Raw genomic sequence first — 26,059 nt, 5'->3', positions numbered from 1 at the left:
GCGAGGTTTACGACGCCAGAGGGCGCGGATCAAGACGGATCACCCGCATGGCGCGCCGGCCCCCCATGGCAATCAGGCGACGTCGCGCGATGCCAGGCTCATCAGCCGGTCGGCGGCGGCCCGGGCCTCGGCGGTCAGTTCGGCGCCCGACAGCATCCGCGCCACCTCTTCGCGTCGCTCGGTCGCGTCCAGTGCCCGCACCTCGGTCAGCGTCTGGCCATCCTCCACGCGTTTGGCGACCCTCAGATGCAGGTCGCCGCGGGCCGCGACCTGCGGGTTGTGGGTTACCACCAGCACCTGTGCATGGCCGCCCAGCCGCTGCAACCGTTCACCCACCGCATCGGCGACGGCACCACCGATGCCGCTGTCGACCTCGTCGAAGACCAGGGTGCCGGCGCTGGCGGTGCGTGCCAGCACCACCTTCAGGGCCAGCATCAGCCGCGACAACTCGCCACCCGAGGCCACACGGGCCAGCGGCCCGGCCGGAGCGCCCGGATTGGTGCGCACCATGAACTGGCAGCGTTCGGTGCCCTCAGGCCCCCAACTGCCCTCGGGTAAAGGGTCGAACGCGACCGCCAGTTCCACCCGGCCCATCCGCAGCGGCACCAGTTCGGCCGAAATCGCCGTCACCAGGGCATCGGCCGCGCCGCGCCGCGCCGTCGACAGGGCGGCTGCCGCCGTCTTATAGGCGGCACGCGCGGCCGTGGCGGCGGCGGCAAGTTTGGCAACCCCGCCGATGCCGCCATCGATCAGATCCAGCCGTTCGCGGAGGTGCCGCGACAATTCGGGCAGGTCTTCGGTCGTCACCTGATGGCGGCGCGCGGCCGCCCGCAATGCATAGAGCCGGTCCTCCACCGATTCCAGGCTGTCTTCGCCCAGATCCAGGTCGGCCATCAGCCGCTCGATGGCCGCAACACCCTCGCCGATCTCGATCGAGGCCCGTTCCAGCCCGGCCCGCAGCTGCGCCACCCGCGGTTCCGTATCGGCATCAGGCAGGCGCTGCAGGGCGCGGTCGGCATCCAGCAGCCGCATCTCCAGGCCGGGTTCGCCGTTCAAGGCATCGAGCGCCGCATTCAGCGCCGACACCACCCGGTCGGCATTCTGAAGCCGCTGACGGCGGGCAACCAGGTCGGCCTCCTCGCCCGGCTCAGGCTTCAGCTTCACCAGGTCGGCAAGGCTGGTGCGAAGATGATCCTCTTCACGGCGCACCGCCTCGGCCTCGGCCTCGGCGCGATCGCGGGCGGCATCGGCTGCCTGCATCTCGCGGAAGGCACGCGCGGTGGCCGCGCGCAAGGCATCGTGGCCGCCGAACTGGTCCAGCACATCGCGATGGGTGCGCGGGTCCAGCAGGCCGTGCTGATCATGCTGGCCGTGGATCTCGACCAGATAATCGCCGATCTGTCGAAGCAGCGTGACACCCACCGCCCGATCGTTGATCCAGGCGCGGCTGCGGCCATCGGCGGTGACCACACGGCGCAAGGTCAGCGATGCTTCAACGGGGATCGCCTGTTCGTCGAGCACCGCCCAGACCGCATGGCCAGGGGCCAGCTCGAAGACGGCGGTAACCGATGCCTGCGTCGCGCCGGCGCGGACCAGCCCGCTGTCACCGCGCGCACCCAGCGCCAGGCCCAGCGCGTCGAGCAGAATGGATTTGCCGGCACCGGTTTCACCGGTCAGGACGGCGAGACCGGACCCCAGGTCGAGATCCAGCCGGTCGATCAGAACGACGTCGCGGATCGAGAGGCTTGCGAGCATCCGGCCTTCCGTGACGGTTGCGGGCGGGCCCAGGCGCGGTCAGTCGCGCGGGCCCTGCCCGACCCATTCGAGACGACGGATCAGAACACCGAGCTGAAGGCCCGGCTGATCCACGAACCCTTGTCTTCAACCGGGCGCAGATCGCGACCGGTGAGCAGGGCATAACTGTCCTCATACCACTCGCTGCCCGGATAGTTGTACCCCAGCACGGCGGCCGAGGTCTGGGCCTCCCGCTCGATGCCGAGCGAAAGATAGGCCTCGGTCAGCCTGTGCAGGGCTTCCGGCGCATGGGTGGTGGTCTGATAGCGTTCAACCACGGTGCGGAACCGGTTGATCGCCGCGATATACATGCCGCGCGTCAGGTAATAGCGGCCGATCTGCATTTCCTTGCCCGCCAGATGGTCGCGGGCCAGATCGATCTTCAGGCGCGCATCGCGGGCATAGGCGCTGTCGGGGAAGCGGCGCACCACCTCCTCGAAGGCTTCCATCGCCTTGCGGGTCATGTCCTGATCGCGTCCGACATCCGAGATCCGCTCATAGTTGCACAGGCCCACCAGGTAATAGGCATAGGCAACATTGGGATTGCCGGGATGCAGGTCGATGAAACGCTGGGCTGCCGCGATCGCATCCTCGTATTCATTGGCCTGATAATAGGAATACGCGGCCATCAGCTGCGCTTCCGTGGCCCAGGTCGAATAGGGATGCTGGCGTTCCACCTCGTCGAAGCTGCGGGCGGCATCGCGATATTCGCCCTGGTCGAGCTGTCCCGCCGCCTCATTGTAAATCTGGTCGACCGGCCGTTCCACATAGACCGGCTCGTCATTGTCGCTGGAGCACGCGGCGAGCACGGTCATGCCCGCCAGCAGGATGCCAGCCCGCGCGATCTTCCGGCCGCGGCCCGCCTGTGCCGCCATCCGCATCGCGATCGCCCGTTCCGTTGCGACTGCCTTCGCCATCCGCTCCCCGTCACGCTTACTCGGTGTCACGCACTCAAGCCCTGCCCGCCACTGCAGCCGGCCGGCGCCACGCCCCCGAACCACCACAGACAACAGTCCCGGGTCAGGCGGCCGCTACTATATCACTCTTGTCCCGGACGAACAGAGCCGTGGCGCATCGATGCGCGCGTGCCCCGGCAATGCCACGGCATCCCCCGCCGCCGCCGCATTCCGCCGACGGCGGCGGCCGGCCGTGCGTCATTCTGTTGCGCACCATGAGACCGGAATACCGATCATACCGATCATGATGGAAAACCGCCCCCGCAGGCTCCACCTCCGGGCCGACGGCCTCCCATCACGCGGCAGGGCGTCATATCCGGATATGACTGGTGCATCAGAAACGTACAGCGTTGGCCAAGACCGCGATGGGATGAACAGCGCATGCCGGAATGACAGCACGGCGCACATAATCCATCGATCTCCGCACCCACAGGGCGCAAGTCGCAGGCGAGACATGGTTCAATTCTCACTTTGAAACAGCATTTCGATTGCAGCCGGACGGCGCTGAATCGGCTTGGGCCACAACCCTGACCATTTTCTGGAAGCAGCGACAGAGTTAATATTTTGTTCATGATACGCCGTTACGCGTTCATGAGGCTGCCTGGTTTCAACCAATTCTTTGATCGCTGCTTTTATTGTCGATGCAGGCCGGAGAATATATTCATGCATTTCGCTGCAAGCTCTGGCTCGATGAATTTGAAGCGTGCGAAAGAATCCCGGAGCAACCGACGGTATTATGTGAAGAAGTCACTTTCTAGCGCGAATATCTCTGGCGATTGTTTCCGTGCCCGTTATGTCTGTTCGGCGAACAAGAATGATTACTCGAAGTTCTGTTTGACAAACCTGTTCATGCGACCGCAAATATGAGCAACAAAAACATGCACAGAGACGCCTGCGCTATGGGGGAACTGGCAAGACGTGTCGATAATTTTGTCGGAGAGCGTATCCGTCTGAGGCGGACGCTGCTCGGCATGACACAGGAACATCTGGCGGCAGCGCTCGATATTTCGTACCAGCAGGTGCAGAAATACGAAACTGGTCTGAATCGGGTCAGTGCTGGCCGTCTTTATGAAATTGCAACCAAACTTGGGGTGCCAGTTGCTTTCTTCTTCGACGGCCTCGAAGAGATTGCGGACAGTATAGATCTGGATGCGCCTAAGGAACATGGCGGCAAGAACCGGTCGACGATCGAGCTTGTCCGCTACTTCACTGATATCACCGACCAGACCTTGCGGACGGCAATCATTCGCCTGATCAAGGCCTTGTCAGAAGGCGGACGTCGCGACGGGACACCGCTCGCGCCAGATCTGGACGTGGACAATCTGCTGGCCGACGACCGCGAGAGATCGTAGCCGTCGCCGGTGGCACCCCACGGCCCTGTCATGCCCACGCCTGCATGGCCGATCGAAGACCACTGAAAAACCCGCGCCGTCCCAGGGAAACGGCGCGGGTTTTTTTGTGTCGGGTGACGGTCCACTTTGCGATACGGCTGAGGCGACGTGGTCGCGGCGGTTCGCGGCTCAGGCCGCCGCAACCTGATGCAGTTGACCGGCCTCTGCGACGCATTCGGTATAACGCCACGCCGTCGGATCGGCGAACAGCTTGTGCAACAGGGCGTTGTTCACCCCATGCCCCGGGGCCAGCCCCTCGAAGCGCGCCAGCAGCGGTGCACCGGCCAGATACAGATCGCCCACTGCATCCAGTGCCTTGTGGCGCACGAATTCGTCGGCAAAGCGCAGCCCCTCAGGGTTCAGCACCGCCCCGCCATCGACCACCACGGCATTGTCCAGCGACCCGCCGCGACCCAGGCCCGCCGCCCGCATCTGCTCCACCTCATGAGCAAATCCGAAGGTGCGGGCCGCAGCCAGCTCGCTGGCAAAGCCGTTCGCGGTCAATTCAAGTTCGATCCGCTCGCGGCCGATCACCGGGTTTTCGAAGTCGATCGTGACGTCCAGAATCCAGCGGTCGGCGGGAACCAGCCGCACCCGCGATGCACCCTGCTCCAGCTCGACCGGCTTCAGCACCTCAATGAAGCGGCGCGCCGCCGCCTGCTCGGTGACGCCCGCGCAGTCGATCAGGAACAGAAAGGGGCGCGAACTGCCGTCCATCACCGGCACTTCCGGCCCGTCGATATCGACCAGCAGATTATCGATCCCGGCCGCGGCCAGCGCCGCCATCAGATGTTCAACCGTCGACACGCTCGCCGCCGGCCGGTCACCCATAGCCGGAACGCCCAACATGCTGCACAGCCGGGTGTTGATGATGGTGTCATGCCGCGCCGGCACGATCACGCCCCCAAGATCGGTCCGGCGGAAGCGGATACCGCTGTCCACCGGCGCCGGGCGCAGGATCATCTCGACGGGCATGCCGCTATGCAGACCGATGCCGCTGCACCGCATCGGCACGGCCAGCGTCCGCTGACGGACGACGCCCAGAGGCGCGGCACGGCGGAAGAAATCGGCGCTGTCGTGGATGTCGTTGAGGTACACGGTCAAAGGCTCCGTTCACAAATGCGGCCGGTCGGCATGTCTGTTCGGCAATGGGTCGATCGGCGGTGCGACACCGTCGTCTGCGGATCGTCGTGGTCTGCCGAAACAGGCGGGCCATCTGTCGGCCAGCGTGGATCCATGGCGGGATCCGTCAGTGAACAGGTAGCAAGCCGCGCGTCAGCTCACAAATCACTCTTTGTTACCAATTGTAACAGCACCACCGTCATCAGCCGTGACATCGCCGGGCAGGCATGACGGCCAGGGTGCCCGCCCTGGTGCCGATTCGAGAAAAGATGCCATTTCAAAAAAAGAAGACGCCGGCCCGTGCCGTGACGGCACGAGCCGGCGCCCGTCTGCGCGCTTCCGAGCGACCGGACGCGCAGGCTTGCAGCCCGGGGCACCACGGCTGCGCATCGCCTCCGCCCAAGATGGCGGAACGCGATCGTCGCGCGGATCCGTCGGTGCGGCCGGCTTTATCGGCAGACCTGGCCACCGCGGGCAGATCGCGGCAGGCCGGGTCGTCTATGGCGGAGCCGCCATCCCCCAGGCCCCGGCGGGCCGCCGAAGCGGCCGGCCGGCCCGGGGATGACGCCCGTCAGGTCGTCGGGCTCAATTGGCCTGACGGCGCAGGAAGGCCGGGATCTCCAGCAGGTCGGTCTCCTCTTCGGCCGCGCGCGGGGCGGCAGAGCCTTCGACATGATCCAGCCGCGGCGTGCGACGGGGCTGTTCGTCTGCCGGGCGGGCCGGCACATCTGCCTCGCGGCGGTGGCCACCCGTCATCCGCTGCAGGAACGACAGCTTGCGGGGGGCCGCTTCGGTGGCCGGGCGATCATCGACCACCGACCGGTTGGCCGTCTCGGCGACGCGGGCGGTGGCAGGCAGGTTCAGCGCGCCATCATGCGCCTCGGCATGCGACTGGGCCGCATGGGCCGGGCGCTCGGGCGCCCGCACCGGCTCCGGCGCGATGAAGCTGCCATCATCCACCTCGCCCCGCGGCATCTGCGGCTGGCCGCCACGGGCATCGCCACGGGTGGTGGTGATGACCGGCGCCTGGCTTTCCATCGCCGGGCGCTGGCGGTTCATGCCGCCGCCGGCGGCCATCTGCGGCGCATGCTGCATGGCGGCCGCCTGCTGGGCGTCGGCGCGGGCCTGGGCCTGCGCGGTCGCATTGGCCTGGGCCTGGCCACGGGCGGCAGCTTCGGCTTCCTGTTCGCGGCGGGCGCGCTGGCGGGCGACTTCCTCGGCATCGATGCCCGTTGCCACGACCGACACGCGAACCGTGCCTTCCAGGCTGGGATCGAAGGTCGAGCCGAAGATGATATGGGCGTCGGGGTCGACTTCCTCGCGGATGCGGTTGGCGGCCTCGTCGACCTCGTACAGGGTCATGTCGCCGCCGCCGGTGATGTTGATCAGCACGCCGCGCGCGCCCTTCATCGACACGTCGTCGAGCAGCGGGTTGGAAATCGCGGCCTCGGCGGCCTCGATCGCGCGGTTGTCGCCACCGGCCTCGCCGGTGCCCATCATCGCCTTGCCCATCTCGCTCATCACGGTCCGGATATCGGCGAAGTCCAGGTTGATCAGGCCGGGCATGACCATCAGATCGGTCACGCCGCGCACGCCGGCATACAGCACGTCGTCGGCCATCTTGAACGCATCGGCAAAGGTCGTGCGCTCATTGGCCACCCGGAACAGGTTCTGATTCGGGATGACGATCAGGGTGTCGACATACTTCTGCAGTTCGTCGATGCCGGTCTCGGCCAGCCGCATGCGGCGGGTGCCCTCGAAATGGAAGGGCTTGGTCACCACACCGACGGTCAGGATGCCCTTTTCGCGGGCGACCTGGGCGATCACCGGTGCGGCACCGGTGCCGGTGCCGCCGCCCATGCCGGCGGTGACGAACACCATGTGGCTGCCGTCGAGATATTCGGAAATCTCTTCCATCGTCTCCTGGGCGGCCGCGCGGCCGACCTCGGGGCGCGCGCCCGCACCCAGACCATGAGTGATCTGGTGGCCAAGCTGGATGCGCCGCTCCGACTGGCTCTGGCTCAATGCCTGGGCGTCGGTGTTGCAGACGATGAATTCGACGCCCTCAAGCTGGGCGTTGATCATGTTGTTGACCGCATTGCCGCCGGCGCCGCCAACACCGATCACGGTGATGCGCGGGGTCAACTGCATGCTGTCGGGGATGCTGAGATTAAGGGACATTGTGTTGCCTCCTGGTCGCTCGGACTTTGCTCGATGGACCCTGCCGCAGATCGCCGTCGCAGGGCCCCGGAAACTTTGGGACGCGGGTCAGACCGTCTGACCCCCGCCGGTCATCTAGAAGTTCGCCTTCAGCCAGCGGCCAAGCCGGCCAAGGGTGCCGCGGCCGGCATCGGGGCCGGCATCACGCTCGCCCACCTCGCCCCAATCGGCCACCGCATGGGCGATCAGCCCGGTCACCACCGAAAAGCCGGCGCCACCCGACTGCTCGATCTCGCCCGAGGCCGCGATCGGCCGGCCCAGCCGAACCTGACGACCCAGCACCCGGCCCGCCAGCTCACGCAGGCCCTGAAGCTGCGAGGCGCCGCCGGTCAGCACCACGCGCTTGGCGCCGACATCGGCCAGGCCGCTTTTTTCAAGCTGCTCGCGGATCAGTTCAAGGGTCTCCTCGATCCGCGGCCGGACGATGTTGACCAGCAGAGAACGCGGCACGTTCTGCACGCCGTCGGGCTCGCCCACCCGTGGCAGTTCGATCAGTTCGCGCGCATCCGATGGCGTGGCGATTGCCGAGCCGTACAGCGTCTTCATCCGCTCGGCATGAACCAGCGGGGTTTCCAGCACCTGGGCGATATCGCGGGTGACATGCAGGCCGCCGATGCCGAAACCGTCGACATGGATGACGCTGCCATTGAAGAACACGGCCATGGTGGTGCCGCCGCCGCCCATGTCGACCACGGTGGTGCCCATGTTGCGCTCGTCATCCACCAGACAGGCCAGGCCGGCGGCGAAGGGCGAGGCGACGACCGATTCGATTTCCAGGTGGCAGCGGGCGATGCACAGCTCAAGGTTCCGCCAGGGGCTCGACTGGGCGGTGATGACATGCATGCTGACACCCAGCCGCTCGCCATACATGCCGCGCGGATCCCGGATGCCGCCGGCCTCGTCGATGGAATGATCGACCGGCAGGGCATGAATGACCGCGCGCTCATCGCCCGCGAACATGCGCCGCCCCTCGGTATAGATCCGTCGGATATCGGCATCGGCGACCGCGTGGCCGGCAATCTCCACCTCAAGGTCGATCAGATGGCTCGCCATCACCGTCGACGGCAGGGCCACCACCACCCGTTCGATGGTCTCGCCCGACATCTGCTCGGCCGCATGCACCGCCGCCAGAATCGATGCCTCGGCCTGGACCATATCGACGATCAGCCCGGCACGCAGGCCGCGCGCCGCCTGATGGCCGATGCCGCGCACCCGCCAGCGGCCATGCCCGTCGCCTTCGGCGATGAAGCAGACCACCTTGGTGGTGCCGATGTCGAGTGCCGCAATCAGGCCGCCGCGCCCCTTCGCCATTCCTGGTCCCACCTTCCATCCATGATCCTGCGGGCCGTTTGCCGCCCTGTCGGGGATCTGCGCGTTATCGTTCGGGTCGTCTGGTCCGTGTCGTGCCGTATCGTGCGTCGTCAGGCGTCGAGGCCGGGGCCGGTCGCCGCCACCCCCGCCTTGGCCGGTGGTCGCTTGATCACCGGCTTCATTCGTTCGGCCAGACTGGCCGCATCGGTCAGCCGCACCGCGAACTGGCCGGCGATCCTGAGGTCGACGCTCGTGATCGCCCGTTCCAGAATGCCGTGCTCCTTCTCAACCGCCGCCAGCCGCTGCCAGGCAGCGGCCGCACCGGTCGCCGGCAGGCGCACCACCACGCCGTCCTTCAGGTGCACATCCCACCGCCGCCCGCCGACCCGGACACCGGCCACGAACTGGTCGGCCAGATCGGGCGCGGTTTCGATCAGATCCAGCAGCGGCGCCACCAGTTGCGGCGCATCGTCGCCCACCACCACCGGCAGATAGGCGAAGCGGCCGACATCGACGCCCTCGATCAGCGCGCCCTTGCGGTCGACCAGGATATGGCCGTCCCCGACCTGCCAGAGCGCCGCCGCCTGACGCTCGCGGATGCGCACATAAAGTGTGTCGGGCCAGCGCCGCTCGATAGATGCGCGTTCCACCCATGGCAACTGTTCAAGGCGCAGGCGCATCTGATCAAGATCGAGCGACAACATCGGCGCGCCCTGGTCAACAGCCATTGCCCCGAGCACTTGTCCTGGCTTGGTCTCGTATCGTCCTTCGAGGTAGATTTCCTTCACCGCCAGACCGAATGCCCCAGCCTGAACCACAGCGAAGGACCGCGCCCCATCCACAGCCGCCTGGGCAGTGCCCGACGACCACAGCCACCAGCCCGCACCGCCGATCACGGCGGTGACGGCCAGTCTGCGGCCCCAGGTGACCGCCGGACGCAGCCATTTCGGGCGGCGGCGGCGGCGGCGCAGGGCTTCGGCCAGGATCGCCGCGTCGTCGGCACCCTCGAAACCATGGCTGGTGACCCGCTTGACGCGGATGTCGTCGGTATTCAGGCGTCGCATGCGGCGTGCTCCACCATCCATCTGACCAGTTCACCAAAGCTGATTCCGGCGGCCATGGCCTGTTCCGGCACCAGCGACAGCGGCGTCATACCCGGCTGAGTGTTCACTTCCAGCAGAATCAGCCCGTCCGTGCCGGGCAGGCTGTCATCCCATCGCAGATCCGACCGGCTGACGCCGCGGCAGCCCAGCGCGTGATGCGCCGCCACCGCGATCTCCATCGCACGGGCTGCCACTGCGTCCGGCACCGGCGCCGGCACCAGATGCACGGCGCGGCCATCGGTATATTTCGCCTCATAGTCATAGAAGCTCTGCTGCGGCCGGATCTCGGTGATGCCCAGCGGCCGGCCGTCCATCACGCCGATGGTCAATTCGTGTCCCGGGATGTAGCGCTCGACCAGCACCATCGGCCCGTGGGTCCAACTGCGGTTGCCAAGCGGGGTCTCGCTGTCGTCGCGCACGATGCGCACGCCGACGCTCGATCCCTCCTGCGCCGGTTTCACCACGTAAGGCACCGGCATCGGATGGTCATGGCCAAGCTCGTCGATCATCATCACCCGGCCGTCGGCGACCGGCAGGCCGGCGGCGGCGAACAGACGCTTGGCCACGGGCTTGTCCATCGCGATCGCCGACGCCAGCACGCCGGAATGGGTATAGGGCAGGCGCATCAGGTTCATCACACCCTGCACGCAGCCATCCTCGCCGAACCGGCCATGCAGCGCGTTGAACACCACATCGGGCCGGATCTCGGCCAGACGCGCGCCCAGATCGGCGCCGGCATCGATCTCGGTCACGACATAGCCCTCGCCGCGCAGAGCGTCGGCACAGGCGCGGCCACTGCTCAGCGAAACCTCGCGTTCCGCCGACATGCCGCCCATCAGTACCGCCACATGCAGGGTCATGACCCGCTCCCGTCTTCGCTGTTCTGACCGGCCGCGCCACCCGGCCGGCCGATCCGCCGGATTTCCCAGCCAAGCTCGATGCCGGTCAGCGCCCGCACCCGCGCCCGCACCTCTTCGCCCAGCGCCTCGATCTCGGCGGCGGTCGCACCGCCGATATTGATCAGGAAGTTGCAGTGCCGCTCCGAGACCTGGGCCGCGCCCATTGTCAGCCCGCGGCACCCGGCCCGGTCGATCAACTCCCAGGCCCGGGCGCCTTCGGGGTTCTTGAAGGTGCTGCCGCCGGTGCGCGAGCGAACGGGCTGGCTGTCCTCCCGCGCGGCCCTGATTTCGTCCATCCGTGCCCGGATGCGCGCGGCATCGCCAGCCACGCCCCGCAGCCGTGCCGCGGTGAAGATCCAGTCGGACGGCGCTGCCGTGCGGCGATAGCTCAGGCCCAGATCGGCCGCCGCCACCTCGTGCACCCGCCCCTGACGATCGACCGCCGTCGCCGACACCAGGATGTCGGCGATCTCGGCGCCATAGGCACCGGCGTTCATCCGCAGGGCGCCGCCGATCGTGCCCGGAATGCCCGACAGGAATTCCAGCCCCGACAGGCCCGCACGCTGGGCGATCTCGGCCACGTTGACATCCAGCGCGCCAGCCCCGGCCACGATCTCGGTCCCGTCGACCTGCATGTCGACAAAGCCACGGCCAAGCCGGATCACCACACCGTCGACCCCGCCATCGCGCACCAGCAGGTTCGACCCCACCCCGATCACGGTCACCGGCATGTCGGCCGGCAGGGCCGACAGAAAATCGGCCAGATCCTGCGTGCCCGCCGGCTTGAACAGCACCTCGGCCGGGCCGCCGACCTGAAACCAGGTCACGCGGTCGAGCATGGCACCGAACGTCACCCGCCCATGCGCCTCAGGCAGCCGGGCAGCGATTGCCGGCAGGGCGGCGGCGCCATCCCGATCACCGGCGGTGCGCATCCGACGCTCGTGCATATGGGCGGGATATCCGGTCACGCAGATGCCCCCTTCCGTTCGGCGTCAGCCTCGCCGGTCGCCGCCACCATCTCGCGGGGCAGTTTCTCGGCCCACACCGTGATATTGCCGGCGCCCAGGCAGACCACCATGTCGCCCGGCTTCACCATCGCCACCACCACCCCGGCCAGCGCCTCAGGGCCGGTCAGCGGCACGACATGGCGATGGCCGCGCGCCCGCAGGCCTTCCACCAGCGCGTCCTTGTCGATGCCCTCGATCGGGGTTTCACCCGCGGCATAGACATCGGCCACCACCACCGTGTCGGCATCGTTGAAGCAGGTGCAGAATTCCTCGAACAGGCTCATCAGCCGGCTGTAGCGATGCGGCTGCACCACCGCCACCACCCGCCGGTCGCCGGCCACGCCCCGGGCCGCCCGCAGCACCGCCGCGATCTCGACCGGATGGTGGCCGTAATCGTCGATCACCCGCACGCCATTGGCCTCGCCGGTGACGGTGAAGCGCCGCTTGACCCCGGCAAAACCCGCCAGAGCACCACGCACCGCATCGTCACCGATCCCCAGCTCGTCGGCGACGGCGATCGCCGACAGGGCATTCTGCACATTGTGGGGCCCGTGCATCGCCAGATGGATATCGGGGATGCGGCGTTCGTCGCCGGTCTGGCGATCGCGGATCACCACCGTGAACCGGGCGCCGTCGATGTCGTGGCGCACGTCAATCGCGCGGACATCCGCCTGCGGATTGAAGCCATAGGTCACGATCCGCCGGTCTTGAACCTGACCGATCAGGGCCTGGACCTCGGCGTGGTCGCTGCACAGAACCGCCAGGCCATAGAACGGGATGTTCTCGACGAAGGTCCGGAATGCTTCGCGTACCGCGGCGAAGCTGCCGTAGTGGTCCAGATGCTCAGGGTCGATATTGGTGACGATGGCGATGGTCGCCGGCAGCTTCAGGAAGGTGCCGTCGCTCTCGTCGGCCTCGACCACCATCCATTCACCCTCGCCCGGGCGGGCATTGGTGCCATAGGCGTTGATGATGCCGCCATTGATGACCGTCGGGTCGATGCCGCCGGCATCCAGCACCGCCGCCACCAGCGATGTGGTGGTGGTCTTGCCATGGGTGCCGCCCACGGCAACCGCCGATTTCAGGCGCATCAACTCGGCCAGCATTTCCGCGCGCCGCACCACCGGCAGAAAGCGGCGACGCGCTTCCACCAGTTCCGGATTGTCCTGACGGATCGCCGACGACACCACCACCACACTCGCGGTCTCGACATTCGATGCCGCATGGCCGATCGCGACCGGCACGCCCCGCGCGCGCAGGCGGCGGACATTCGCGTTCTCGGCGATGTCGCTGCCCTGCACGTCATAGCCCAGACCCTGAAGGATCTCGGCGATGCCCGACATGCCGATCCCGCCGATGCCGACGAAATGCAGCGTGCCGATGGTGAGCGGAATGCGCCTCATGCGATCTCCTCGCGCCCCGGCAGGCGCCGTTCGTGGTGCTCCGGGGACTTGTTGACGGACAGGGTGGCAGTGCCTTCGGCCGGAAGATCTGCGCCAAGCGGCCGGCCCGCCGCCAGGGCCTCGACCAGATCGGCCAGACGGGCGGCGGCATCGGTTCGCGCGACGCCCCGTGCCGCCAGCGCCATCCGGCCCAGCCGCGCCGGATCATCGGCCAGGGCCGCGATCTCGGCGGCCAGACGCTCAGGGCTCGCTTCCGCCTGTGCCAGGGCCACGGCAGCACCGGCATCGACCAGGGCACGGGCATTGGCGGTCTGATGGTCGTCGATCGCCCCCGGCAACGGCACCAGCAGCGACGGCCGCCCGGCAGCCGACAGTTCGGCCACGGTGGATGCACCCGACCGCGCCACCACCAGATGCGCCGCCGCCAGCCGGTCGGGCATGTCGGTGAAGAACGACGCCAGATCGACCGCGGCAAAGCCCTGGCCGTCCAGCGCCGCCCGGGCCGCCGTCATGTCTTCGGGCCGAACCTGCATCACCAGATGCATCCGCGCCTTCAGCGCCGCCGGCAGCATGGCCGCCGCCTGCGGCAATACCGTGCCCAGGAACCGGGCGCCCTGGCTGCCGCCGGTCGACAGCAGAACGAACCGCCCGGTCACCGCCGGCACCACGAAACCGGCCGCGCCGATCTCGGCGATCTCGGCCCGCACCGGATTGCCGGTGATCCGCACCCGGCCGGCGGCACCGGCCGGCACCGCACGGGTATCGGCAACCGTCAGCGCCAGCAGTCGTGCCCGCCGGCCCAGCAGCCGGTTGGCACGGCCCAGCACCGCGTTCTGTTCGTGGATGGCGACCGGCAGCTTCAGCAGCATCGCGGCCAGGGTCGCCGGCAGCGCCGCATAAGACCCGAAGCCGATCACGGCGGCCGGCGCCAGCCGGCGCAGCAGCCCCCGCGCCCGCGCCACGCCGCGCAGCAGATCGACGGCACCCCGCACCCGCCGCGCCAGACCCATCCCCGACACGCCGCCGGCCGGCAGCGCATGAACGGTCACGCCCTCGGGCATGCGGACATGGGCGACGCCACGGGCGTCGGTGGCGAAATCGACCGTCCAGCCCCGCTGGATCAGCTCGGCCGCCAGCGCCCGCGCCGGGAACACATGCCCGCCGGTGCCGCCGGTGGTGACGACGATGCGGCCGCGCGCCGAGCGATCGGATGGGGTGGGATGCCGGCCGGTCATCGCCCGCTCCCTTCCACATAGCGCCGGCGGGTCAGCGCCAGCGTCATGCCCAGACCGCAGGCAGTGGCCACCAGCGACGAGCCGCCATAGGAAATCAGCGGCAGGGTCATGCCGGTGGTCGGCATCAGATGCACCGCCACACCCATATTGATGAAGGCCTGAAGACCGAAGCTGCCGAGCAGCCCCGATACCGCCAGCACCACGAACAGGTCGCGTTCCTGCATCATCCGCATATAGCCGCGGATGATGATGCCGGCGAAGGCCGAAATCATCAGCAGGCAGGCCAGCACGCCGAATTCCTCGGCGGTCACCGAGAAGATGAAATCGGTATGGGCATCGGGCAGCACCGCCTTGACCAGCCCCTCGCCCGGACCGCGCCCGATCAACCCGCCATTCTGGATCGCCGACAGCGAGGTGGTGATCTGATAGCTGTCGCCGGTCGACGGATCGAGGAAGCGGTCGATGCGGCTGGCGACGTGATCGAGCATCAGATAGCCGCCGGCGAGCCCGGCCACGGCCCCGCCCAGCACGATCGCGACCAGCAGCCAGGGCAGCCCGGCCACGAAGACCTGCACCGCCCAGGTGCCGGCCACCAGCATGGTCATGCCGAAATCGGGCTGCATCACGATCAGGCCGATAACGCCCAGCAGCGCCACGACGGTCAGGGCATAGCCCATCAGATTGCGCCGGATGCGGGCATCGGCCAGCGCCCAGGCCACCACGATGCAGAAGAACGGCCGGATGAATTCGGACGGCTGCAAGGCGATGGGCCCGGCGCCGATCCACTGCCGCGCACCCTTGATCTCGGTACCCGCGATCGGCACCAGCGCCAGCAGCACGAAGAACAGACCGAAGCCCATCGCCCCCACCGATCGCACCTGTTCAGGCGTCAGCAGCGACAGCCCGACCATGGCGATGACCGCCGGGATCACGAAGATCGCCTGACGGAAGACGAAATGATAGGTCGGCGCGCCGATGCGGTTGGCAACCGCCGGTGACGCCGACATGGTCAACACGATGCCGGCCAGGATCAGCAGCAGGATCAGCAGCAGCGTGACCCGGTCGACCGTCCACCACCAGCGGGCGACGAGGCTGGTATCGGTGCGGGCGAATGTGATCATGACCGTGCCTCCAGCCGTGCCGCGACCAGCGCCCGGAAGGCGTCGCCGCGATGTTCGAAGCTTTTGTACTGGTCGAACGAGGCGCAGGCCGGCGACAGCAGCACCGCCACCCCTCGCGCGCCATCGGCCGTATCGCCCGCGGCATCGGCCGCCGTCAGCGCCTGATCCAGCGCCACGTCCAGCGTGCCCGCGATGGTCCACGGCACGTCGCTGCCCAGCGTTGCGGCGAAACCTTCGGCGGCATCACCGATCAGCCAGGCATGGGCGATGCGATCGAACCACGGCTTCAGCATCGCGATGCCGCCGGCCTTGGGCACGCCGCCCGCGATCCAGTAGATCCGCTCAAAGGCCTCCAGCGCCGGGCGGACCGCCTCGGCATTGGTGGCCTTGCTGTCGTTCACGATCACGCAACCGCCCAGCCGCCCCACGGTCTCAAGACGATGCGGCAGGCCCGGATAGCTGCGGATGCCGGCCACGATATCGTCGGGCGCCAGCCCCAACGCCCGCGCCGCGGCATAGGCCGCGGCGGCATTCTGGCCGTTATGGCGGCCACGCAGCGTGTCGATGCCGTCAAGCGACATCACCGGCCGGGCCAGACCGTTCAGGTCGTCGATCAGCTGGCCCGCATCGTCCAGCCAGACACCGCCGGCAACCGGTCGGGTGGCGGCGATCGGGATCACCCGCAGCCGGCCTTCGGCAGCCAGCGCGTCGAACACCTCGATCGATGGGCCGTCATCGCAACCGATGATCGCAATGGCGCCGGCCGGCTGATGATCGAACAGCCGGCGCTTGGCGGCGACATAGCCCGCGAAATCGCCATGCCGGTCGATATGGTCGGGGCTGAGATTGAGCAGCACGCCAACCGCCGGCGCGAACGCCTCGGTCAGATCCAGCTGATAGGACGACAGTTCCAGAACATACAGGGCCCCCGCGCCCAGCGCCGGCAGATCCAGCGGCGCCACACCCAGATTGCCGCCCACAGCCACCTGCGCCGGTGCACCCGCAACCGGCGTGCCGGCCAGCCGGCTCACCACATGGCCCAGCAATGCGGTGGTGGTGGACTTGCCGTTGGTGCCGGTGATCGCCGCATAGCGGGCGGCGCCGCAGGCGCCAAACAGCAGGTCGACATCGCCGGTGATCGCCACGCCGGCGGCCCGGGCATGGCGCACCGCCGCATGTGGGCGCGGGAAATGCAACGGCAGGCCGGGTGCCACCACCAGCAGCGCCACGCCCGACCAGTCGATGGCATCGGGTGCCGCGATCGCGGCACCGGCGGCCGCACCGGCCACACGCGCCGCCTCGGCATCGTCCCAGGCCACGACCTCGGCCCCGCCGGCGCGGAGGGCGCGGATGGTGGCCACCCCCGACCGCGCCAGACCGGCCACGACCACGCGCGACCCCGCCACACCCGGGACGACCGGTGTGGCGGGGGCTGCTGCCTCATGGATGGCTGGACGGATGTCGGTGGCGGTCATCAGCGGCGTTCTTTCAGCGGCTCAGCGCAGTTTCAGGGTGGACAGACCGATCAGCGCCAGGATGAAGGCGATGATCCAGAAGCGGATGACGATGGTGCTCTCGGCCCAGCCCTTCTTCTCGAAGTGATGATGCAGTGGCGCCATGCGGAAGACGCGTTTGCCGGTGAGTTTGAACGAGGCCACCTGCACCATGACCGACACGGTTTCCAGCACGAACAACCCGCCGATCACCGCCAGCACCAATTCATGCTTGGTGACCACGCTGATCGCCCCCAGCGCGCCGCCCAGCGACAGCGATCCGGTATCGCCCATGAACACCATGGCCGGCGGCGCGTTGAACCACAGGAAGCCCAGCCCAGCCCCGACCAGCGCCCCGCACAGCACCGTCAACTCGCCGGTGCCGGGGACGTAATGGACCTGCAGGTAATCCGAATAGATCGCATTGCCGACCAGATAGGCGATGAAGGCGAAGCTGGAGGCCGCGATCATCACCGGCACGATCGCCAGGCCGTCCAGCCCGTCGGTGAGGTTGACGGCGTTGCTGGAGCCGATCATCACCAGCACCGCGAACGGCACATAGAGCAGGCCCAGATCGAGCAGGAAATTCTTCACGAACGGAATGGCCAGGCCGCTGGCCTGGGCATCGAGCGCGATATACTGCACCCACAGGGCCGCGACGATGCCGATCAGCGCCTGAAGCAGCAGCTTCATCCGCCCCGGCAGGCCCTTGGGGTTGCGACGCACGACCTTCAGATAATCGTCGGCGAAGCCGATCATCCCGAAGCCCAGCGTCACCATCAGCACGATCCAGACATAGGCGCTGGTGATGTCGGCCCACAGCAGGGTCGACAATCCGGCCCCGGCCAGGATCAGCACGCCGCCCATGGTGGGCGTGCCGCGCTTTTCGATCAGATGGCGCTCAGGGCCGTCGCTGCGGATCGGCTGACCTTCCCGCTGTTTGCGGCGCAACCAGCGGATGAGGCTCGGGCCCGCCACGAAACTGATCAGCAGCGCCGTGATCAAGGCACCACCGGTCCGGAACGTCAGATACCTGAAGACGTTCAGGAAGCTCAGATCGCTTGAGAGCGGATAGAGCAGGTTGAATAGCATGCGTGCTCCAAGTCCGTGACGGCCGCGGGCGGCAAGGCCCCTGCGGCCGCGGCCCGTTAACCCCGTGTCTGTTTCCGTGCGATGGCAGGTGGTGCCAGCGCGGCGGTGATGGCCGCGATGACCCGTTCCATGCGCATCCCGCGCGATCCCTTCACCAGCACCACGTCTCCGGCCATCAGGCCTTCGACGACGGCTGGCGCCACTGCATCCGATGTGTCGCCATGATCCGCGCGACGGCCCGGATCGAGCCGGTCATGCAGATGGGCCATGGCCGGCCCGGCGGTGTAGACGAGTGCCGCATCCGCGTCAACGAGCGGCGTTGTGAGTTCTTCGTGCAGGCGCCGGGCGTGATCGCCCAGTTCCAGCATGTCGCCCAGCACGGCGACCAGACGCCCGCCATGCACCGCCACCAGTTCCGCGCACAGGCAGATCGCCGCCCGCATCGATTCCGGATTGGCGTTATAGGTTTCATCCACGATCAGCACCTGACCGCCGCCCAGCGGCAGCCGGATCTGGGTGCCCCGCCCGGCCGGCGCGTCAAGCCCGGCCAGGGCCGCCGCCCCCGGTACCGGGTCCAGCCCCAGCGCATGCAGCACGCCCAGCACCGCCAGAGCGTTTTCAACCCAATGCGCGCCGGGCACGCCGATGATGAAGTCGACCGGCAGGCCGGCCACTTCCGCGGCCACCGCCGTGCCGGCCACCGTGGGCGTGGCCGTCACCAGCCGCACCACCGCCCGCTGGCCACCATGGCGCGAGGTCGCGAAATCGATCACGCGGGTTGCGGCATGTCCCAGCAGAACCGCCGCCGCAAGCCGGTCGAAATGCCGGCTGTCGCGGTTCAGAACCGCCACGCCATCGGCTTCCAACCCGTTGAAGATTTCGGCCTTGGCATCGGCGATCGCTTCCTCGCCGTCGAAATTGCCCAGATGCGCCGGGGCGATCTTGGTGATCAGCGCCACATGCGGCCGCGCCAGCCGCGACAGGGCATCGATCTCGCCCGCGTGGTTCATGCCCAGTTCCAGCACCGCGAAAGCCGCATCCGCCGGCATCCGCGCCAACGACAGCGGCACGCCCCAATGGTTGTTGAAGCTGCGCACGCTCTGATGAACCCGGCCATACGACGCCAGCGCCCGGGCGATGGCGCCGCGGGTGCCGGTCTTGCCGACGCTGCCGGTGACCGCGATCATCCGGCCGGTGAACCGCGCGCGCGCCGCCGCACCCAGCGCCTGCAACCCCGCCATGGTATCGCCGCAGGTGATCACCAGAGCCGCGCCGGTCAGCCCCGGCACGGCGCGATCGACCAGCAGGGCCGTGGCGCCGGCGGCTTCGGCCGCCACCGCATAGTCGTGTCCATCATTGGCATCACCGCGGAGCGCGATGAACAGGTCGCCCGCGCGAACCTCGCGGCTGTCGATGGCAACGCCGGTGATGGCGGCATCGGCTGTGGCCGCGCCTTCGGTTGTCAGCCGGCCGCCAACCGCCGCCGCAGCCGCCCGCGCCGTCCACAGGATGGAGGTTGCACCGGTCATGGCCGCCCCCCATCCGCCTGCACGCGGCCGCGACGCGCCAGGGCCGCCAGCGCCTGCTGCCGATCACTGAAGGGATGAACCGTGCCGGCGATGGTCTGGCCGGTCTCGTGGCCCTTGCCCGCGATCAGCAGCACGTCGCCCGGCTCCAGCCCCGCCACCGCCGCCTCGATCGCCGCCGCCCGGTCACCGATCTCGACGGCATCGGGTGCCGCCGCCATGATCTCGGCCCGGATCGCCGCCGGATCCTCGCTGCGGGGATTGTCGTCGGTGACGATGACATGATCGGCTTCACGCGTGGCGATGCGACCCATCAGCGGCCGCTTGGCCCGGTCGCGATCGCCGCCGCAGCCGAACACCACCACCACCCGGCCATCGGCATGGGGGCGGACCGCCTTGATCACCGTCTCAAGCGCATCGGGTGTGTGGGCATAGTCGACGATCACCGGCGCGCCGTCGGCGGTCATCCCCACCTGCTCCATGCGGCCGGGCACGGCCTTCAGATGCGACAGGGTCGCGAGCGCCGCCGGCAGCGACCCGCCGCAGCCGATCACCAGCCCCACCGCCGCCAGCACGTTGTGTGCCTGGAAACTGCCGATCAGTCCCAGGCCGAATTCATGGCGCTGGCCGCTATGCTCGATCACCACATGCAGGCCGCCGCCCGGCATCGACTCCACCGACACCAGCCGCAGCACCCGTGCCTTGCGGCCATAATCGATCACCGCCAGCGGCCGCTTCAGCGCCGCACGCACCACCTGGTCATAGGTACGGCTGTCGGCATTGACCACCGCATAGCCCGCCGGCGCCGCCAGCCGCGAGAACAGTTGCAGCTTGGCGTCGCGATAGGCCTCGATCGTGCCGTGATAATCCAGATGGTCATGGGTCAGGTTGGTGAAGGCCACCGCCACCGGTGCGATCCCGTCCAGCCGGTGCTGGTCGATGCCATGGCTGGACGCCTCCAGCGCCAGATGACCGACGCCGGCGCGTGCCGCCTGATCCAGCAGCCGGTGCAGGGCCACCGGGTCGGCCGTGGTCAGCGCCGGCGCCGACAGATCGCCCGGCCCTTCATAGCCAAGCGTCCCCAGGCAGGCGGCGGACAGGCCCAGCCGCATCCAGATCTGACGGGTGAAGCTGACCACCGAGCTTTTGCCATTGGTGCCGGTGACGGCGGCGATCACATCCGGCCGGCGCGGATAGAAGCGGCCCGCCATGCGGGCCAGCGCGCCACGCGGCTCGTCCGCCTCGACCAGAGCCAGACCGGAGGGCACGACAGTGCCCCGCGGCGCCAGCACAGCCACAGCGCCGGCATCCGCCGCCGCCGCGATGAAACTGCGTCCGTCATGGGCCGTGCCCGGAATGGCGGCGAACAGCATGCCCGGTCCCACGGCACGGCTGTCGGCGGTGATCCCGGTAATTACGGGATCACCGCCGAGCACCGGCACATTGCGATCGACCAGCTCAGTAAGCCGCATTCTGCACCTCGGGAAGCTCGTCACTGACGGCGACTTCGTCCTCGTCACCGACCAGGGCATAGCGCAGCTCGGTGTCGCGCTGCTGCGGCAGCACCGGGCCCTCCAGCGGCGCGCCGTCGATCGCCTGTGGCCGCACACCCAGCAGCGGCGCGATCCGGCGGATCACCTCGCCCGCGGTCGGCGCTGCATTCCAGCCCGATGTCGCATAACCATAGGTCTTGGGCGTCGGTTTCGGCTCGTCCAATGACACCAGCACCACATAGCGGGGATCATTCATCGGAAACCCGCCCAGGAACGAGGTCAGCAATGCCTTGCGGCGATAGCCGCCAGCACCTGCCTTTTCCGCCGTGCCGGTCTTGCCGCCAACCAGATAGCCCGGCGCCTGCGCCTTCTTGGCGGTTCCAGCTTCGACCACGCTGATCAGCAGCTTGCGCAGTTGCATCGACACCTTCTCGTCGATGATCCGTTCGCGGACCACCCGTTCACCCGACTGATGCTTGACCAGCGTCGCCGGCACCTTGTAGCCGCCGTTCAGCAGCGCCGCCATGCCGCCCGCCGCCTGCAAGGGCGACACCGCCATGCCATGGCCGAAGCCGATGGTCATGACGCTGATGTCGCGCCATGGATGCGGCGCCTGGGGCGCCCCCACCTCGGGCAGCTCGATCCGGGCCGGTGTCAGAAAGCCGAAGCGGCGCATATAGTCCTGCTGGCGCGTCGCCCCCAGTGCCAGCGCCATCTTGGCCGCACCGATGTTCGACGAATACAGCATGATCTCGGGCACGCTCAGCCAGCGCCGCTCCGGATGAAAATCCCGGATGGTGAACCGGCCGATCTTGATCGGGTCGGTGGCATCGAAGCCGCCATCGATCCTCACCACGCCCGCATCCAGCGCCTGGGCGGCCGTGAAGGCCTTGAAGATCGACCCCATTTCATAGACGCCCAGCGTCGCCCGGTTGAACATCGCCTTGTCTTCAGGATCCACCGGCGCGTTCGGGTCGTAGTCCGGCAACGACACCATCGACAGGATCTCGCCATTGCGGGCATCCATCACGATGCCGGTGGCGCCGATCGCCTGGAATTCCGCCACCGCCGCGCGCAGCGCGTCGCGCATCACCTGCTGCACGCGGATGTCGATGGTCGTCACCAGCGGGCCACGACCGGTTTCGGCCCGCTCACGCAGGGTACGGTCCAGGCCCTGTTCCAGCCCGTAACGGCCGGTGTTGTCGACATTGGTGAAGCCGACCACATGCGACAGCAACCGACCCTGCGGATAGATCCGGCGCTGCTCGCGCTGGAAATACAGCCCCGGAATGCCCAGCGCATTGATCTCATACTGCTGTTCAGGCTTCAGACCGCGCTGAATCCACACGAACCGCCGGTCGCCCGAAAGCTGCGCGATCAGATCGGTCTGGTTCAGATGCGGCAGCACCGTGCGCAAGCGGGTCGCCGCATCCACCGGGTCGAAGACCAGTTTCGGATCGGCATAAAGCGATGCCGTGATCAGGTTCGATGCCAGCAGCACGCCATTGCGGTCGACGATGTCGGCACGGTCCAGCACGAGTTGCGGCGGCGGCGCGCCACGCGCGACCCGGGGCTCGCCGCCGTCATGCAGCACCCCCACGGCGATCAGCTTCATCGACAGGGCCAGAAAGGCCAGGACGAAGAAAGCCGCGGTGAACAGCACGCGATTGCGGCCGGTTTCCAACGCCTGCTTGACGTTGCCGTCCAGCTTCACCGCGCGGGCGACGCCCAGCCGCACTCGCCGCGCGCGCGGCAGCGGCACACGCGGGCGGGCGCCGGCCTGTCCGGCTTGCCCGGAATATCCAGCCTGTCCAGACGGGCCGGCGGTATCGTGGCGGGGTGGCATGCGATCCTGCGGGCTCATCGTGTGACCCCCGTCAACACGACGTTGTCGGTATCAGGCGTGGCGCCGCGGGCCGCGGTCAGGCTGCGGCCGCCTTGCGTCCCCGCCGACGCCACCGTCATACCCCGTGCCTCGGGCAACGCCTCGACCAGCGGCCAGGTGGCGGGCGGTGTGCCGGGCTTGTTGCGCGGGCGCGGCTCGGTTTCGGTCCGCGGCAGCGGCAGCGACGCCAGGCTGACCAGTTGGCGCCCCTGAACCGGCGCGGTCTCAAGATACTCGGCGGCCAGGCGCTCCAGCCGGTCGGGATTGTTGAGATAGGCCCATTCCGCCTTCAGCACGTGAATGGACTCCTGCTCGCGCAGCAATTCCGCATTGCGCGCAACATAGGCATCCTCAAGGCTGGCCACCCGATACTTCACCCAGAACAGGCCCGCCGCGATCGCGGCGGTGCAACCCAGAAGCAGAACGGTGCCGGGGCGGATCATCGTGCGGCCTCCCTGAACAGATCGTCGGCAACGGCAGGGGCATCCCAGGCGGGCGCATCGGTGCGCCGCGCGATGCGCAGCTTGGCCGAGCGCGACCGTGGATTGGCATCGGTCTCGGCCAAGCCCGCCACCACCGGCTTTGTGCCTCGAATGGCGAAACTGCCGGCCTGCCGCGCGTCCGGCGCCGCCATCACCACATGGCGCGACGGATTGGTGGTCCGGCCGGCGCGGGTGGCGATGAACCGCTTCACCAGCCGGTCTTCCAGGCTGTGGAAGGTCACGGCCGCCAGCCGCCCCCCCGGCTTCAGCCGGCGTTCGGCCGCAACCAGCCCGCGCAGGATCTCGCCCAGCTCGTCATTCACGTGAATGCGGATGGCCTGGAAGCTGCGGGTCGCGGGATCGATCTGGTCACGGCCACGCGGCGGCAGCGCCGAACGCACCGCCTCTGCCAGCGCCGCCGTGGTCTCGAACGGCCGGGCGCGGGTGATCGCGCGGGCGATGCGGCGCGAGGCGCGCTCTTCGCCATAGGTCCAGATGATCCGAGCGATCTCGTGCTCTTCGGCGGTGTTGACGAAATCGGCGGCGGTCATGCCCGCCTGTTCCATCCGCATGTCCAGCGGTCCGTCATTGCGGAAGGAAAAACCGCGCGCCGCCTGATCCAGTTGCATCGACGACACGCCGAAATCGAAGGCGACCACATCTACCGCCGGCACACCCGCCGCGTCGAGCAGCGCCTCCAGATCGCCGAAGCGTCCCGCCAGGAAACGGAAGCGACCACCGGACGCCGCCTCCAGCGCCCGCCCCGCCGGCTCGGCCGCCGGGTCGCGATCGATCCCCAGAACACAGGCCGCCCCGGCATCCAGAAAGCCGCGGCTATAGCCGCCGGCACCGAACGTGCCATCGACCACCACCGCGCCCTCAACCGGCGCCGCGGCAGCGAGCACCTCGGCCAGCAGCACTGGCACATGCGGAACGGATGGCATGGGCAGGGCGTCGGTCATGCGTCACCTCCGCCCGCGCCGTTGCCGCCACCGGCGGGCAGGATCGCCGATGGCTGCGCCGCCGGCCGCCGGCCGCCCGGGTCCATCCGCAGCCGGCCGCGCTGGGCCAGCGCGATGTCACGCGCTGCGGTCTGATGATCGGCGAAGCGGTCAGGCTGCCACAATTCGAAGGTCCGTCCCTTGCCCACGAAAACCACCCGGTCTTCCAGACCGGCAATGTCCATCAGACGCCGCGACAGCATCACCCGCCCCTCGGGGTCGAAAGCAAGTTGCTGGCATTCGGCGAGAATGGCGGTCGCAAAGGCATCACGCTCTTCCGAGAAGGGGTCGAACGTCTCGATGCTTTCCGACAGTTGAACGATCCGGTCATAGCCACAGGCTTCAACCGCCGCGTTGATGAATGATGGATAGGCGACGATGCCGTGAAATTCCTGGGGACCGAGCGCAGTCCTGAATTGAGGCGGCACCGAGACGCGACCCTTCTTGTCGATTGGCTTTTCAAACGTCGACAGGAACAGCGCCACCCGGCGAACTCCTTGACCACCCGATCCCGACCGGAACCGGGCCTACCCATCAGCCGCTGCACCCGATGCCGCTTGCCATCGGCTGTTGATACAACCGATGACCGCCGCCCGATGACTGGACCAGACCGTGCTGACAAGGCCCGCCTTCCCGCCTGTTTGGCCAGCTCGTCCGAAAGGCACGGGGGAAGCTGGGGCGATTTGGGAAAACCTGGGTAAAGCTGGGCCTTGAGCCGAAGGTATCGAATGGCAGGGGGAGGGTCAAGCGAACAATCGGCTGCATTTGCTTGGAAATTCTTCGATGAAACAGACGCTTGGCAAATACCGCACATGCACGCTGGAAAGGACGGCCAGCCCATTGAAATCACGAGACAGTCTTCAAACACACAAGAACAAAACGAGAACTTTAATGGAGCGAAATGCGCCGCCCCATTTTCTTCGCGGCCTAACCCCGCAGGAACGCGCGGATAAGAGCCTGCGCCCAACCGGTCCCAATTTTGCCCCACGACAAAATGACAGCGCCCGCGACGGTAGAATTGTGGTCGCGTGAGCGCCGCATCAAAGAGCGGCAGCCGCCTGTTATGTGACAAAGTGCGCGTCAGACGGCCTGTAAGCCGGGTTCTGTCCACACCCTGTTCAAAGGGTGCTGGATGACCATTCCTCTGGGACGCCCGTCACCGGGCGCCTCTCGCGACCAACCCGAACCGCCGGGTCGGAAACAGACCCTGCCCAACCCATGATTGGGAGGGGCGCACGGTTCCTATTCGGTCTTGCTCCCGGTGGGGTTTACCATGCCGCCCCCGTTGCCGGGGGCGCGGTGCGCTCTTACCGCACCCTTTCACCCTTGCCCGGCACACCGATCGCCACCCGAAGGTATCGACGGCGCCGGCCGGGCGGTCTGCTCTCTGTGGCACTTTCCCTGGGGTCGCCCCCGCCGGGCATTACCCGGCACCGTGTTTCCGTGGAGCCCGGACTTTCCTCCCCCTCATCTGCCTTGCGGCACCGAAAGGGCGGCCATCCAGCCGTCTGACGCGGCCGCACCA

General features: G+C 67.9%; 20 protein-coding genes and 1 other RNA gene. 1 reads left to right on the top strand and 20 read right to left on the bottom strand.

All coding sequences use genetic code 11. The annotated features are described in order from the left end of the window. Positions 1–72: 72 nt before the first annotated feature. A complete protein-coding gene (recN, locus tag IEW15_RS00540; RefSeq protein WP_188573999.1) occupies positions 73–1,755 on the bottom strand; it encodes a DNA repair protein RecN in 1,683 nt (560 codons plus the stop codon). An 80-nt stretch (positions 1,756–1,835) separates the two neighbouring features. Continuing rightward, positions 1,836–2,711: an outer membrane protein assembly factor BamD gene (locus IEW15_RS00535; RefSeq protein WP_188573998.1), complete on the bottom strand. Its 876-nt coding sequence runs from the start codon at positions 2,709–2,711 to the stop codon at positions 1,836–1,838. 917 nt (positions 2,712–3,628) lie between these two features. On the opposite strand from IEW15_RS00535, the gene IEW15_RS00530 reads away from it, so the two are divergent. Next, positions 3,629–4,102: a helix-turn-helix domain-containing protein gene (locus IEW15_RS00530; protein WP_229707717.1), complete on the top strand. Its 474-nt coding sequence runs from the start codon at positions 3,629–3,631 to the stop codon at positions 4,100–4,102. A gap of 168 nt (positions 4,103–4,270) precedes the next feature. On the opposite strand, the gene lpxC is transcribed toward IEW15_RS00530, so the two are convergent. The 18 genes from lpxC to rnpB form a co-directional block, all read right to left on the bottom strand. Then, positions 4,271–5,239 carry a UDP-3-O-acyl-N-acetylglucosamine deacetylase gene (lpxC, locus tag IEW15_RS00525; protein WP_188573997.1) on the bottom strand — a complete coding sequence of 323 codons (969 nt, stop codon included), beginning with the start codon at positions 5,237–5,239 and terminating at the stop codon, positions 4,271–4,273. Positions 5,240–5,848: 609 nt separating this feature from the next. After that, a complete protein-coding gene (gene ftsZ, locus IEW15_RS00520; RefSeq protein ID WP_188573996.1) occupies positions 5,849–7,444 on the bottom strand; it encodes a cell division protein FtsZ in 1,596 nt (531 codons plus the stop codon). Between the two features lie 114 nt (positions 7,445–7,558). After that, positions 7,559–8,794 (bottom strand): cell division protein FtsA, encoded by a 1,236-nt coding sequence (ftsA, locus tag IEW15_RS00515; protein ID WP_188573995.1) that lies wholly within the window; start codon positions 8,792–8,794, stop codon positions 7,559–7,561. A gap of 110 nt (positions 8,795–8,904) precedes the next feature. After that, the gene (locus IEW15_RS00510; RefSeq protein ID WP_188573994.1) at positions 8,905–9,858 is read right to left on the bottom strand and encodes a cell division protein FtsQ/DivIB; all 954 of its coding nucleotides are present in this window, start codon (positions 9,856–9,858) and stop codon (positions 8,905–8,907) included. Beyond that, positions 9,846–10,757, bottom strand: a complete 912-nt coding sequence (locus tag IEW15_RS00505; protein ID WP_188573993.1) for a D-alanine--D-alanine ligase — start codon at positions 10,755–10,757, stop codon at positions 9,846–9,848. Before IEW15_RS00505 ends, IEW15_RS00510 begins: the two co-directional genes overlap by 13 nt. Next, positions 10,754–11,728 (bottom strand): UDP-N-acetylmuramate dehydrogenase, encoded by a 975-nt coding sequence (murB, locus tag IEW15_RS00500; RefSeq protein WP_188574114.1) that lies wholly within the window; start codon positions 11,726–11,728, stop codon positions 10,754–10,756. The genes IEW15_RS00505 and murB overlap by 4 nt, the downstream gene beginning before the upstream one ends. Before the next feature lie 32 nt (positions 11,729–11,760). Continuing rightward, positions 11,761–13,206: a UDP-N-acetylmuramate--L-alanine ligase gene (murC, locus tag IEW15_RS00495; protein ID WP_188573992.1), complete on the bottom strand. Its 1,446-nt coding sequence runs from the start codon at positions 13,204–13,206 to the stop codon at positions 11,761–11,763. Continuing rightward, on the bottom strand, positions 13,203–14,441 hold the full coding sequence (gene murG, locus IEW15_RS00490; RefSeq protein ID WP_188573991.1) for an undecaprenyldiphospho-muramoylpentapeptide beta-N-acetylglucosaminyltransferase: 1,239 nt from the start codon (positions 14,439–14,441) through the stop codon (positions 13,203–13,205). The genes murC and murG overlap by 4 nt, the downstream gene beginning before the upstream one ends. Beyond that, on the bottom strand, positions 14,438–15,562 hold the full coding sequence (locus IEW15_RS00485; protein ID WP_188573990.1) for an FtsW/RodA/SpoVE family cell cycle protein: 1,125 nt from the start codon (positions 15,560–15,562) through the stop codon (positions 14,438–14,440). Before IEW15_RS00485 ends, murG begins: the two co-directional genes overlap by 4 nt. Further along, positions 15,559–17,037, bottom strand: coding sequence for a UDP-N-acetylmuramoyl-L-alanine--D-glutamate ligase (murD, locus tag IEW15_RS00480; protein WP_188573989.1), 1,479 nt, complete (start codon positions 17,035–17,037; stop codon positions 15,559–15,561). Before murD ends, IEW15_RS00485 begins: the two co-directional genes overlap by 4 nt. 21 nt (positions 17,038–17,058) lie before the next feature. After that, positions 17,059–18,147 carry a phospho-N-acetylmuramoyl-pentapeptide-transferase gene (mraY, locus tag IEW15_RS00475; RefSeq protein ID WP_188573988.1) on the bottom strand — a complete coding sequence of 363 codons (1,089 nt, stop codon included), beginning with the start codon at positions 18,145–18,147 and terminating at the stop codon, positions 17,059–17,061. A gap of 56 nt (positions 18,148–18,203) precedes the next feature. Further along, positions 18,204–19,676: a UDP-N-acetylmuramoyl-tripeptide--D-alanyl-D-alanine ligase gene (locus IEW15_RS00470; protein WP_188573987.1), complete on the bottom strand. Its 1,473-nt coding sequence runs from the start codon at positions 19,674–19,676 to the stop codon at positions 18,204–18,206. Next, entirely contained in the window at positions 19,673–21,145 is a 1,473-nt protein-coding gene (locus tag IEW15_RS00465; RefSeq protein WP_188573986.1) for a UDP-N-acetylmuramoyl-L-alanyl-D-glutamate--2,6-diaminopimelate ligase, read from the bottom strand. The genes IEW15_RS00470 and IEW15_RS00465 overlap by 4 nt, the downstream gene beginning before the upstream one ends. Further along, entirely contained in the window at positions 21,132–23,030 is a 1,899-nt protein-coding gene (locus IEW15_RS00460) for a peptidoglycan D,D-transpeptidase FtsI family protein (RefSeq protein ID WP_188573985.1), read from the bottom strand. Before IEW15_RS00460 ends, IEW15_RS00465 begins: the two co-directional genes overlap by 14 nt. Further along, on the bottom strand, positions 23,027–23,494 hold the full coding sequence (gene ftsL, locus IEW15_RS00455; protein WP_188573984.1) for a cell division protein FtsL: 468 nt from the start codon (positions 23,492–23,494) through the stop codon (positions 23,027–23,029). Before ftsL ends, IEW15_RS00460 begins: the two co-directional genes overlap by 4 nt. After that, the gene (gene rsmH / locus IEW15_RS00450; protein ID WP_229707716.1) at positions 23,491–24,495 is read right to left on the bottom strand and encodes a 16S rRNA (cytosine(1402)-N(4))-methyltransferase RsmH; all 1,005 of its coding nucleotides are present in this window, start codon (positions 24,493–24,495) and stop codon (positions 23,491–23,493) included. The genes ftsL and rsmH overlap by 4 nt, the downstream gene beginning before the upstream one ends. Continuing rightward, complete coding sequence (locus tag IEW15_RS00445; protein ID WP_188573983.1) at positions 24,492–25,019, bottom strand: division/cell wall cluster transcriptional repressor MraZ; 528 nt, start codon at positions 25,017–25,019, stop codon at positions 24,492–24,494. The genes rsmH and IEW15_RS00445 overlap by 4 nt, the downstream gene beginning before the upstream one ends. A gap of 591 nt (positions 25,020–25,610) precedes the next feature. After that, positions 25,611–26,046: RNase P RNA component class A (gene rnpB / locus IEW15_RS00440), an RNA gene on the bottom strand. Between the last annotated feature and the right edge of the window lie 13 nt (positions 26,047–26,059).

Source organism: Tistrella bauzanensis (assembly GCF_014636235.1).
Taxonomy (GTDB): Bacteria; Pseudomonadota; Alphaproteobacteria; order Tistrellales; family Tistrellaceae; genus Tistrella; species Tistrella bauzanensis.
Note: the sequence above shows the minus strand (reverse complement) of the source record. Positions and strands in the feature narration are given on the sequence as shown.

Excerpts from the sequence above, each read along its gene's own strand:
- recN (WP_188573999.1), bottom strand. The coding sequence starts at position 1,755 with ATGCTCGCAAGCCTCTCGATCCGCGACGTCGTTCTGATCGACCGGCTG.
- IEW15_RS00535 (WP_188573998.1), bottom strand. The coding sequence starts at position 2,711 with ATGGCGAAGGCAGTCGCAACGGAACGGGCGATCGCGATGCGGATGGCG.
- IEW15_RS00530 (WP_229707717.1), top strand. The coding sequence starts at position 3,629 with ATGCACAGAGACGCCTGCGCTATGGGGGAACTGGCAAGACGTGTCGAT.
- ftsZ (WP_188573996.1), bottom strand. The coding sequence starts at position 7,444 with ATGTCCCTTAATCTCAGCATCCCCGACAGCATGCAGTTGACCCCGCGC.
- ftsA (WP_188573995.1), bottom strand. The coding sequence starts at position 8,794 with ATGGCGAAGGGGCGCGGCGGCCTGATTGCGGCACTCGACATCGGCACC.
- IEW15_RS00510 (WP_188573994.1), bottom strand. The coding sequence starts at position 9,858 with ATGCGACGCCTGAATACCGACGACATCCGCGTCAAGCGGGTCACCAGC.
- IEW15_RS00505 (WP_188573993.1), bottom strand. The coding sequence starts at position 10,757 with ATGACCCTGCATGTGGCGGTACTGATGGGCGGCATGTCGGCGGAACGC.
- murB (WP_188574114.1), bottom strand. The coding sequence starts at position 11,728 with ATGCGCACCGCCGGTGATCGGGATGGCGCCGCCGCCCTGCCGGCAATC.
- murC (WP_188573992.1), bottom strand. The coding sequence starts at position 13,206 with ATGAGGCGCATTCCGCTCACCATCGGCACGCTGCATTTCGTCGGCATC.
- murG (WP_188573991.1), bottom strand. The coding sequence starts at position 14,441 with ATGACCGGCCGGCATCCCACCCCATCCGATCGCTCGGCGCGCGGCCGC.
- IEW15_RS00485 (WP_188573990.1), bottom strand. The coding sequence starts at position 15,562 with ATGATCACATTCGCCCGCACCGATACCAGCCTCGTCGCCCGCTGGTGG.
- murD (WP_188573989.1), bottom strand. The coding sequence starts at position 17,037 with ATGACCGCCACCGACATCCGTCCAGCCATCCATGAGGCAGCAGCCCCC.
- mraY (WP_188573988.1), bottom strand. The coding sequence starts at position 18,147 with ATGCTATTCAACCTGCTCTATCCGCTCTCAAGCGATCTGAGCTTCCTG.
- IEW15_RS00470 (WP_188573987.1), bottom strand. The coding sequence starts at position 19,676 with ATGACCGGTGCAACCTCCATCCTGTGGACGGCGCGGGCGGCTGCGGCG.
- IEW15_RS00465 (WP_188573986.1), bottom strand. The coding sequence starts at position 21,145 with ATGCGGCTTACTGAGCTGGTCGATCGCAATGTGCCGGTGCTCGGCGGT.
- IEW15_RS00460 (WP_188573985.1), bottom strand. The coding sequence starts at position 23,030 with ATGAGCCCGCAGGATCGCATGCCACCCCGCCACGATACCGCCGGCCCG.
- ftsL (WP_188573984.1), bottom strand. The coding sequence starts at position 23,494 with ATGATCCGCCCCGGCACCGTTCTGCTTCTGGGTTGCACCGCCGCGATC.
- rsmH (WP_229707716.1), bottom strand. The coding sequence starts at position 24,495 with ATGACCGACGCCCTGCCCATGCCATCCGTTCCGCATGTGCCAGTGCTG.